We start from the raw sequence: 9,537 nt of genomic DNA, 5'->3' as shown, positions 1-9,537 counted from the left end.
GATGAGGTTGATAGGTTCGAGGTGGAAGCGTGGTGACACGTGGAGCTGACGAATACTAATCGATCGAGGACTTAACTAACCAATTTGGCTTTGAAACGTCGTTGAATGATCTCTTATTTAGTTTTTAGGGTACAAATGAAAACGGAAGTACCTGTTTAGCGACAATGGACTGGACGACTCCGAAGGAGATAGAGGAAACACAAGGAGCAGAGCGAATTGATGTTGACTTATCACACGGAGGAGAAGGAAGTCACAGGAGTCGCTAGGGACTGAAGTTAGAAGAATTTCAAAAAATCCTTGCATTTTTCGAGGAAACTTCATATAATATTATTTGTCCTTATTTTTAAGGAATGTCTGGTAGCAATAGCGGAGAGGTCACACCTGTTCCCATGCCGAACACAGTAGTTAAGCTCTCCAGCGCCGATGGTAGTTGGGGCTTTGCCCCTGCAAGAGTAGGACGCCGCCAGGCCATTTTAAAAGCTGTTCGTATGTTTATACGGACAGCTTTTCTAACACTAAATATATTCATTTTATCCCTACAAACTCTGCCTGAAATAGTAAAAGTCAATATTTGTAAAAAACCATATAAACAAATGGCCTCAGTACTCTTAAAACGAAGACTGAGGCCATTGTTAATTCGATATATTCAACAACTTAAAAGTTTATTCAGCAATACAAGATTAGGTTAGGTTATTTTCTTCTGTAAGATTTCTGCCTTTTTTTCCACTTAATGAATTCGTTATAGAGGTGATGGCTCCATCACCTGTAACATTACAAGCTGTTCCAAGACTGTCTTGTGCTAAGTATAGAGCTATCATTAAAGATACCATCGTTGCGTCAAAACCTAGCATACTTTTGAGCAAGCCAATAGCAGCCATTACTGCACCACCAGGAACCCCTGGAGCAGCAATCATTGTTATACCTAACATTAAGATAAATGGAAATACAGCTGAGAATGTACCAGGCTCTCCTTGTAAAAACATGACAGCTAAAGAACAACTTACTAACGTAATTGTACTTCCAGATAGATGTATATTTGCGAGTAAAGGAACTGTAAAATCAGCTATTCCTTCTCGTACTTTTAATGTTTTTGTATGTTTTAAAGTTACTGGAATGGTAGCGGCAGAAGATTGAGTTCCTAACGCTGTAAAATATGCAGGTATCATTCGTTTTATCATACTGATTGGGTTTTGCTTACTTAACGTTCCAGCTAATGTATATTGAAGCATTAAATAAAGTAAATGCAAAATAATAATCATAACAAATACTTTTGCAAATACAGCTAAAATTGTACTCACTTGACCAGCTGCCGTCATATTGGCAAATATTCCAAAAATATGGATTGGAAGTAAAGGAATAATAACTTTTTCAATAACTAATTGTATAATATCTCGGAAATCAGTTGTTATTTTATATAATGCTTCGCCTTTAATAGTTGCAATACCAAGACCAATGACAAAAGACAGAAGTAAAGCTGTCATAATTTCCATTGGGGGTGGCATTTCAACTTGGAAAAATCCTTCACTAAGGCTCTTGGAAGGATCTGAAAAAGATTGTAAGGATTGCTGGCTCAAAAACGTCGGATAGATGATTTTCGCTACAAAAAATGCTATTACTCCAGCAACAACGGTTGATGTATAAGCTACTGCCCCTGTTAGTCCAAGTAATTTACCTGCACCTCGTCCCATTGAGCCAATACCTGGTGCAATGAAACCTATAATAATTAATGGAATAATAAATTCTAGAAAATTACCGAATATATCGTTAAACGTTGCAAATAATCGAATAAGCCAGTCATTCGCGAATGACCCAATTACAATACCGAGAAGGATTGCTGTAATTATTCTAAGTAGTAGTCCTAGTCCTTTCAATGATTCCCCTCCTTTTATAATACCCCCTATTTTACACAAAATATTACGATTCGTCTAACTAAATTAAAAGCGCACCAAATTTAGGTGCGCTAGTGCCTGCTTAGCTCATTCCATAAGGTCCTAATTGTTGGGAATTACTTGTGCTTGTGTTTCCACTGTTACCGCTACTATTATTTGAATTCGTCATTTGGGAAACGAATGGAATCATCTGTTGCATGGTTTGTCCAAGATTTTGATTGTTTTTTGTCATGGTATAATATGTGGCAGCTCCTACACCAACAGACGCAATAATAGGTAACCATACTCCGTTTTTTTGCATTATTTACCAACCCTTTCTAAACCTTATCGTTTGATTAACAGACATTATTAGGTTAATCCATTTGCTGAATTTAATGCCTAGTATCAACTACCAGCATAATAACCTGTTTCCAACGCAGCATTTAGTCCCGCCAATCTTCCTGTGACTAGAGCCGAAGTAATATTATAACCACCTGTATATCCATGTATATCTAAGATCTCACCACAAAAATATAGACCATGCATGATTTTAGATTGCATTGTATTTGGTACGATTTCTTTTATGGATACACCACCTCCAGTTACAAATGCTTTATCAAGGGGTAATGAGCCATGAACTTGAAATGTAAACTGTTTAAAGTCTTTAATGATATTGCGAATCGTTAATTTTGAGATGGAACTTCCTTTTTCATCGTCAGTAATGCCATGTCGTTGAAATAAATAAGCCATCAATCGTTCAGGTATCCAACCTTTCAGTAAGTTTTTTAGAGATTTCCTTGGATGCTCCTCGACTAATTTCAGTAACTTATTAAATAGCTCTTGTTCGTTGTGTTGAGGTATCGTATCAAGCTGCATTGTTACTGAAGATTGCCCTTTACGTAATTCCTTTACTACAAATTGAGAACAACGCAGAACAGCTGGACCAGAAACTCCAAAATGCGTAAATATCATATCCATTTGATGAGATACAATAGGTTTATGATTTTTATTTAAAACGGTTAGTTTTATATCCCGTAAGGATAAACCTTGAAGGGATTTATTTTGAATAAAAGGTTCATTAGAGGTTAGGGCCACTTCAGTAGGATATAGATCTGTCACAGTATGTCCTGCTTTTTTAGCCCAAGCATATCCGTCCCCTGTAGAACCTGTATGTGGTACTGCTTTTCCACCGACTGCGATAACCAATGCTTTTGTCATTATTTTTGAACCGTCTCGAAGAATAATCGTATGGTTAGCTTGGTCATAATGAATAGCTTTCACAGGAGTTTCAAGTTTTATTGCTACCTGTAACTCATCCATCCGATTTAAAAGGGCGTTAACAACGGTTTTGGATTGATTAGAGACAGGAAACATTCTTCCGTGGTCTTCTTCTTTAAGAGGAACGTTTAGTCCTTCAAATAAATCAATAATATCGTAATTATTAAATACTGAAAATGCACTATATAAAAATTTGCCATTGCCAGGTATATGTTTGATCACTTCATCTTGAGGAAGGCGATTGGTAACATTGCAACGGCCACCCCCAGATATAGCTAATTTTTTTCCCAATTTCTTCCCTTTTTCAATTAATAAGGTCTTCGCCCCTGATTCGGAAGCTGCAATAGCTGCCATCAAACCAGAAGGCCCACCACCAATTATTATTACGTCATAGGACAATTTTCTTCATTCCTTTCCGTATGTATATTAACATGATCTATTAATACGAACAATTTTTTACTGATGGTATGTAATAAATAGGAGTTGAATTGATAATGATGCAGTTAAATTGTGATAAAATAGTGCAAATGATTCTTTTTATCAGAAATGAAGTTTCTGTATAATGATATAATGGTGTCGAATTTTAATAATTTATGTAGATAAATGCGGGTGAAATAATGTCAAATATAGTACGAGGAACCATGTTATTAACTGGGGCGTCTTTTTTGTCGAAGTTTTTAGGCATGATCTATGTCGTTCCTTTTAATGCGTTAGTTGGAGCAAGCGGTGGTACGCTGTTTGCCTATGCATATACGCCTTATAGTATTTTTATAAGCTTATCAACAGTAGGTGTACCTTTAGCAGTATCTAAATTTGTGTCGAAATATAATGCAGTAGGGGATTATGAAACAGGTATGCGCATGTTCCGTGCAGGTTTAACGTTGATGCTTGTAACTGGAACCTTGGCTTTTTTAGCCATGTTTATTAGTGCTGATTGGCTAGCAGCTGGGATGATTACGAGTGACGATCCAGATAGTATTACTGTAGCCGATGTAGCTTTTGTGATTCGTATGGTAAGTGTTGCATTAATTATAATTCCAGCTATGAGTATTGCCCGGGGTTTTTTCCAAGGCCATAACTCGATGGGACCAACGGCAGTCTCGCAAGTAGTTGAACAAATTGTTCGGATTGTTTTTCTTTTAGGCGGCTCATTCATTATTCTAAAAATATTTGATGGAACAATACTTGCAGCTGTTGGATTTTCTACGTTTGCAGCCTTTCTTGGCGCATTGGCATCATCAATCATTCTATGGTTGTATTGGCGTAAAAGAAAACCATTTTTAGAAAAACAAATTCATCAGCAAACATATACGCATGATGTTCGTAAGAAGGATTTGTTTGCTGAATTGTTCCGTTATGCAGGACCATTTGTACTGGTAGGATTAGCAATCCCATTATATCAATTAGTAGATCAATTTACATTTGAACGTTCAATGGTAGCAAGTGATCGACAAGATATTTGGGAATTTACGTACTCGGTTATCAATTTTTATGGACATAAGCTCGTTATTATTCCAATTACGTTAGCAACGGGTTTATCAATGGCGATATTACCTGAAATGACCAAATCATTTACGCAACAAAACCAAACACAATTGAAGCAGCAAATTAATCATGCTTTTCAAATTATTATGGTTTTAGTTATTCCTGCTGTTGTCGGGCTTTCTATGTTATCGAATGAAGCATATGGGACACTGTTTGGTGAAATGGATAAGCTGCATATTTCAGGTCCATTGCTTGCTTGGTATGCACCAGTTGCTTTATTATTTGCACTATTTAGTGTCTCATCCTCCGTATTACAAGGGATAAACCAACAACGTTTTGCAGTTATTAGTTTGTCCGCAGGATTGTTAGTTAAAGTGCTATTCAATATACAGTTAATCTATTTATTTGGAGCAAAAGGTGCTATTTTTGGAACTGCAATTGCTGCTGGTATTGCAGTGATGTTAAATCTTTGGAGAATCCGTGCTTCCATTGATTTCTCTTATAAACAGTTAATTAAACGTACGATTTTGATTGGGATTTTTGTAACCATTATGAGTGGTTGTATTATCTTACTTAAGTATTTCGTTGGTTTTGCCGTTCCTTATGAGGATACAAGATGGGGGGCAGCTATCATGCTTATTATTGGTGTGATCGGCGGAGGAGCAGTTTATCTATGGCTTGCCTATAAATCCACTTTATTGGAAAGAGTATTAGGGAATCGAGTCCGTGTGTTGGACAAAGTCTTCCAAAGGTAAGGAGGAAAGAATATGCGAATTGATAAATTTTTGGCGAATACAGGTTATGGTAGTCGTAAAGATGTGAAGGTATTACTTAAGAAAAAACAAGTTTTTGTTAATGGTTCTATCGTTAAAAATAGTGCTTTGCATATAAATCCATATGAGGATATGATTAAAGTAAATGATACATTAATAAAGTATCGAAAATATATTTACATGATGATGAACAAACCTCCTCAGGTTATTTCTGCTACGGAAGATAAGCGAGATAAGACCGTCATTGATCTGCTACCTCCAGCATTACAAAATTTTCAACCTTTTCCTGTTGGGAGGTTGGATAAAGATACAGAAGGACTATTATTAATAACAAATGATGGGAAGATGGCCCATCATTTGTTATCTCCAAAGAAAAACATTGATAAGACATATTACGCTAAAATCGATGGAATTATTACGGAAAATGACATTACATCTTTTCGTAATGGCATTCAATTAAATGATGGATATGTGACTAAACCCGCTGGTTTGTCCATCTTACATCGCGGGGAAATATCTGAAGTACTTGTAACCATTACTGAAGGAAAATTCCACCAAGTGAAAAGGATGTTTCATGCGATTGATAAACCAGTAATTTATTTAAAACGCATGCAAATGGGGAGATTAAAGCTTGATCAATCTTTAGCTTTAGGAGAATATCGTGAACTTACAGAAGAAGAACTTCAATTATTAAACAACCCCTAAAACATTGGAGGCTTATCATGACTGGAGAACCGCATTATTTTATAGCTGTCCCATTGTCTAATGATGTGAAAGAACGTTTTTCTTTAACGCAACAGCAAATAAGCAATCTGCCATACAAACAATGGACGGATTGGCAAGATATGCATATTACATTAAAGTTTTTAGGCCCTGTTTCCGATATTAAATTAAAAGCATTGATTCATCGCTTACATCAAATTTCTTTTCGGGGATTCACTTTAAAAGCAGGTAATATCGAAACGTTTGGTAATCCAGCAAGACCCAGAGTATTATATGTCTCTGTCGAATTATCTAAGCAGTTGACTGCGTTATACCAAAAAATAGAACTAGCTTCTTTGGAAGTTGGATTTTCAAAGGAAAACAGAATTTATATACCACATATAACGTTAGCTAAAAAATGGATTGGACAGAACGATTGGTTGAATAAGTTGGATCAAGTTAAAGCAAATGTCCAGGGGCCCATAAAAATAGATGTACGTGAATTTACACTATTTCGTATTTATCCGAACCGTATTCCAAAATATAGAATAATTGCTACGTTTCACGAACAAGGGGGTGGAGCATCTGGCTCAATTAATTAAGCTTCAAGATTATATTTCTCGCTATGAATGGAACCCATTTCGCTATCCAAGTCAGTTTATACGATTGAAACAAGAAAATTGGAAAAAATTGACTGTAGAATGGGAGCAGATCGTAGAGGAACCGGAGGAAGAAGAAGCATCTCCTAAATCATCACGTTTTTCCAAATGGAAACGGTGGAAACAGAAACCGAGGGTAGATGTAACAGGGGAGCGAGATCATACAGAATCTTTACCACCTACCAAAGAAGAGCTAAAGCATTATTTCTTGAATCGTTTAATGGAGATTCAGATGAAGTGGGCAACTTCCACAATAACGGATATTTCTTATATTAATCAAAAATACAGCTATGATCCGGAAATAAAATATTTTCTTCAGCGCTTTCCAGATACATATCTCATTATGTATTATCCAATTTTTAATATAAAAAAAGCACCAATAGAGGGAGAAATCATTGTAATTACGCCGATTAATATAGAAATTATATATTTAATGGATGAGGGTAAAGATGCTATGATTATCGCTAGTGATGAACGAACATGGACAGTGGATGTACAAGATAAGCGATATAAAATTATAAATCCTCATATCGCTTTAAAACGGACTGAACAAATCATAAAAAGTGTACTTGCCTTTCATGATTTAGAATTTCCAATTAAGAAGACAGTATTATCAAAAACAAACGAAATACTGTATACTGACGAACCTTTTTATACTCAGCTCGTTGGTAGAAAGCAATATGAAGAATGGTTCTTAACAATGCGTAGTTTGTCTTCACCATTAAAAAACCAGCAATTGCGAGTGGCAGATGCATTATTAAAACATTGTCAAACAAGCTCAGTCAAGCGGCCGGAATGGGATGAAGAAACGTATGCTTTTGGATTCACAGAAGAAAATAATTGACTGTGGTGGGGAAGCGAAGAACATGCTAAACTATTCACATATTTGTATTTTTGCTTAGAACTAGATAAAATGTATTATTGAACGCTAAATTTTGAAAGATGTGAGGAATTTATGGTGGACTGGCTGAAGCGAGTTCTAGGTTATGAATGGGAGATTACTCCAGCAGGGGGATTGACTGGAGATGCTTATCTAGCTACAAAAGAGAATCAACGATTATTTTTAAAACGTAATTCTTCGCCATTTTTGGCTGTATTATCAGCCGAAGGAATTGTTCCCAAGCTAATTTGGACAAAACGTATGGAAAATGGTGATGTGATTACAGCACAGGAATGGCTTGAAGGAAGGGAATTGAAGCCAGCAGAAATGCAGCATTTACGTGTTGCTGAGCTGCTGCACAAAATCCACCATTCCTCGGAATTATTATATATGCTTATGCGATTAGGGAAAAAACCTGTCACATCTGATGAAAGTTTTTCTAATATAAGATTGAGATTAGAGCGTATTGGTTTATTTAACCAAGATCAAGTAAGAATAGCACTTGTTTTTTTGGAGCAATTATTACCAATTACTAGAAAGCAAAAATTGGTCGTATGTCATGGTGATTTAAATCATAATAACATTTTACTTTCAAAAGAAGGACATCTTCATTTGATTGATTGGGATAATGCTCTGATTGCAGATCCTGTAACAGATTATGGAATGATATTAAACTGGTATATTCCTAAAGAAAATTGGAATGAGTGGTTAGAGCACTATGGTGTCACTAGTGACGACCATTTAATTGAACGGATGTACTGGTATTTACTTCTTGATGTGTTACATTATTTATGTTGGCATTTAGAACGAGATGAATTGATTAAATACAGGGAAAGATTAACGGACTTAGAAGAATTAAACGAGCAAATTAGAGCATTTAACGTTCACTAGTTTGATGTAGCGCATGAAGCCATGATGCTAAATTTTGATCATTTGCGGTTATATGACCTTCTATATTTTCAACAATTTCCCCATCTTTTCCATAGCTGTATATTTCAGGAAGAATACGAAGTAGTTCTTGATCCGTAACGTTATTATTATTCATTAAAGATTGAACGAGTCTAGAGATTTGTTGATACTCCGAAACATGGCCACAGCATTCGCCTTTTTGTTCATCTAAAAGGTCTATTAACAATGTTAATTGATTGTTTGTGTTTAATGTCATTCGTTATCACCTCTTCCTTAGTATCGTTCATCATTACATTTCTATACCTCTAAATACAGAAAGAGAGGCTTAAATGATGCGTCAACGAAATAAGCCGTGGGCAGACGATTTTTTAGAAGAGAATACACATATTGTTATTCCAAATCCGCAAGAATACAAAGGTAAATGGAAAAAATTCTTTGGTAATGATAAAGCCGTTCATATTGAAATTGGAACAGGAAAAGGACAATTTATTGTTGAGATGGCTAAACAGTTTCCAGAAGTTAATTTTATTGGAATTGAACTCGCTAAAAGTATCATTGTTACAGCAGCTCAAAAAATCAACGAATCGAAACAAAATAATATTGTGTTGATTAATGAAGATGCTGCTAATCTAAAAGAAATATTTGCAGAAAGCGAATTAGCAACGATTTATTTGAACTTTTCGGATCCGTGGCCTAAAAACAGGCATGAAAAACGGAGACTTACCTATCATACCTTTTTAGAAAAATATCAAGAAGTGTTACAACCGTCGGGAGAAGTCATTCTAAAAACCGATAATATGGGATTATTTGAGTACTCGTTAACAAGCTTCTCTCAATTTGGGATGCAACTTGAGGAAGTCAATTTGGATCTGCATCGTATTCATGATCCAACCAATAGGATGACAGAATATGAGGAGAAGTTTTCGAGCAAAGGCCAGCCAATCTATAGATGTCGTGTATCTTTCCACAATATGTAGACAAAC

The 9,537-nt window shown here is 35.7% G+C and carries 10 protein-coding genes and 1 rRNA gene; 7 read left to right on the top strand and 4 right to left on the bottom strand.

Features of this window, described 5'->3' with window-relative positions; genetic code table 11:
- Positions 1-353 precede the first annotated feature (353 nt).
- Positions 354-469, top strand: a 5S ribosomal RNA gene (gene rrf, locus JKP73_RS14090).
- A 211-nt stretch (positions 470-680) separates the two neighbouring features.
- Here the strand turns inward: rrf and JKP73_RS14085 are convergent.
- The 3 genes from JKP73_RS14085 to JKP73_RS14075 form a co-directional block, all read right to left on the bottom strand.
- Positions 681-1,871, bottom strand: coding sequence for a dicarboxylate/amino acid:cation symporter (locus tag JKP73_RS14085; protein WP_200411432.1), 1,191 nt, complete (start codon positions 1,869-1,871; stop codon positions 681-683).
- A gap of 100 nt (positions 1,872-1,971) precedes the next feature.
- On the bottom strand, positions 1,972-2,190 hold the full coding sequence (locus JKP73_RS14080) for a hypothetical protein (RefSeq protein ID WP_021290808.1): 219 nt from the start codon (positions 2,188-2,190) through the stop codon (positions 1,972-1,974).
- Between the two features lie 83 nt (positions 2,191-2,273).
- The gene (locus JKP73_RS14075) at positions 2,274-3,545 is read right to left on the bottom strand and encodes a BaiN/RdsA family NAD(P)/FAD-dependent oxidoreductase (protein WP_200411431.1); all 1,272 of its coding nucleotides are present in this window, start codon (positions 3,543-3,545) and stop codon (positions 2,274-2,276) included.
- 218 nt (positions 3,546-3,763) lie between these two features.
- Here JKP73_RS14075 and JKP73_RS14070 point away from each other — a divergent pair, with 218 nt between their 5' ends.
- The 5 genes from JKP73_RS14070 (at position 3,764) to JKP73_RS14050 (ending at position 8,536) form a co-directional block, all read left to right on the top strand.
- On the top strand, positions 3,764-5,386 hold the full coding sequence (locus JKP73_RS14070) for a putative polysaccharide biosynthesis protein (RefSeq protein WP_021290810.1): 1,623 nt from the start codon (positions 3,764-3,766) through the stop codon (positions 5,384-5,386).
- Positions 5,387-5,398: 12 nt separating this feature from the next.
- The gene (locus JKP73_RS14065) at positions 5,399-6,109 is read left to right on the top strand and encodes a pseudouridine synthase (protein ID WP_160807007.1); all 711 of its coding nucleotides are present in this window, start codon (positions 5,399-5,401) and stop codon (positions 6,107-6,109) included.
- A gap of 17 nt (positions 6,110-6,126) precedes the next feature.
- Positions 6,127-6,708 (top strand): RNA 2',3'-cyclic phosphodiesterase, encoded by a 582-nt coding sequence (gene thpR, locus JKP73_RS14060; protein ID WP_160807008.1) that lies wholly within the window; start codon positions 6,127-6,129, stop codon positions 6,706-6,708.
- A complete protein-coding gene (locus tag JKP73_RS14055; protein WP_160807009.1) occupies positions 6,683-7,609 on the top strand; it encodes an NERD domain-containing protein in 927 nt (308 codons plus the stop codon). Before thpR ends, JKP73_RS14055 begins: the two co-directional genes overlap by 26 nt.
- A 111-nt stretch (positions 7,610-7,720) precedes the next feature.
- On the top strand, positions 7,721-8,536 hold the full coding sequence (locus JKP73_RS14050) for a phosphotransferase family protein (protein WP_160807010.1): 816 nt from the start codon (positions 7,721-7,723) through the stop codon (positions 8,534-8,536).
- Here the strand turns inward: JKP73_RS14050 and JKP73_RS14045 are convergent.
- Positions 8,523-8,810: a YtzH-like family protein gene (locus JKP73_RS14045; protein ID WP_160807011.1), complete on the bottom strand. Its 288-nt coding sequence runs from the start codon at positions 8,808-8,810 to the stop codon at positions 8,523-8,525. The two genes, JKP73_RS14050 and JKP73_RS14045, sit on opposite strands and share 14 nt — an antisense overlap.
- Positions 8,811-8,886: 76 nt before the next feature.
- Here JKP73_RS14045 and trmB point away from each other — a divergent pair, with 76 nt between their 5' ends.
- Complete coding sequence (gene trmB, locus JKP73_RS14040; RefSeq protein WP_160807274.1) at positions 8,887-9,531, top strand: tRNA (guanosine(46)-N7)-methyltransferase TrmB; 645 nt, start codon at positions 8,887-8,889, stop codon at positions 9,529-9,531.
- Positions 9,532-9,537: the final 6 nt, after the last annotated feature.

The organism is Virgibacillus salexigens (assembly GCF_014905415.1).
Lineage (GTDB): Bacteria > Bacillota > Bacilli > Bacillales > Amphibacillaceae > Virgibacillus > Virgibacillus salexigens.
The sequence above is the reverse complement of the archived record's forward strand: the minus strand, read 5'-3'. Positions and strand labels throughout refer to the sequence as shown.

What these genes read in the sequence shown, in the direction of transcription:
- JKP73_RS14080 (WP_021290808.1), bottom strand. Translation starts at nt 2,190, where the DNA reads ATGCAAAAAAACGGAGTATGGTTACCTATTATTGCGTCTGTTGGTGTA.
- JKP73_RS14070 (WP_021290810.1), top strand. Translation starts at nt 3,764, where the DNA reads ATGTCAAATATAGTACGAGGAACCATGTTATTAACTGGGGCGTCTTTT.
- JKP73_RS14065 (WP_160807007.1), top strand. Translation starts at nt 5,399, where the DNA reads ATGCGAATTGATAAATTTTTGGCGAATACAGGTTATGGTAGTCGTAAA.
- thpR (WP_160807008.1), top strand. Translation starts at nt 6,127, where the DNA reads ATGACTGGAGAACCGCATTATTTTATAGCTGTCCCATTGTCTAATGAT.
- JKP73_RS14050 (WP_160807010.1), top strand. Translation starts at nt 7,721, where the DNA reads ATGGTGGACTGGCTGAAGCGAGTTCTAGGTTATGAATGGGAGATTACT.
- JKP73_RS14045 (WP_160807011.1), bottom strand. Translation starts at nt 8,810, where the DNA reads ATGACATTAAACACAAACAATCAATTAACATTGTTAATAGACCTTTTA.
- trmB (WP_160807274.1), top strand. Translation starts at nt 8,887, where the DNA reads ATGCGTCAACGAAATAAGCCGTGGGCAGACGATTTTTTAGAAGAGAAT.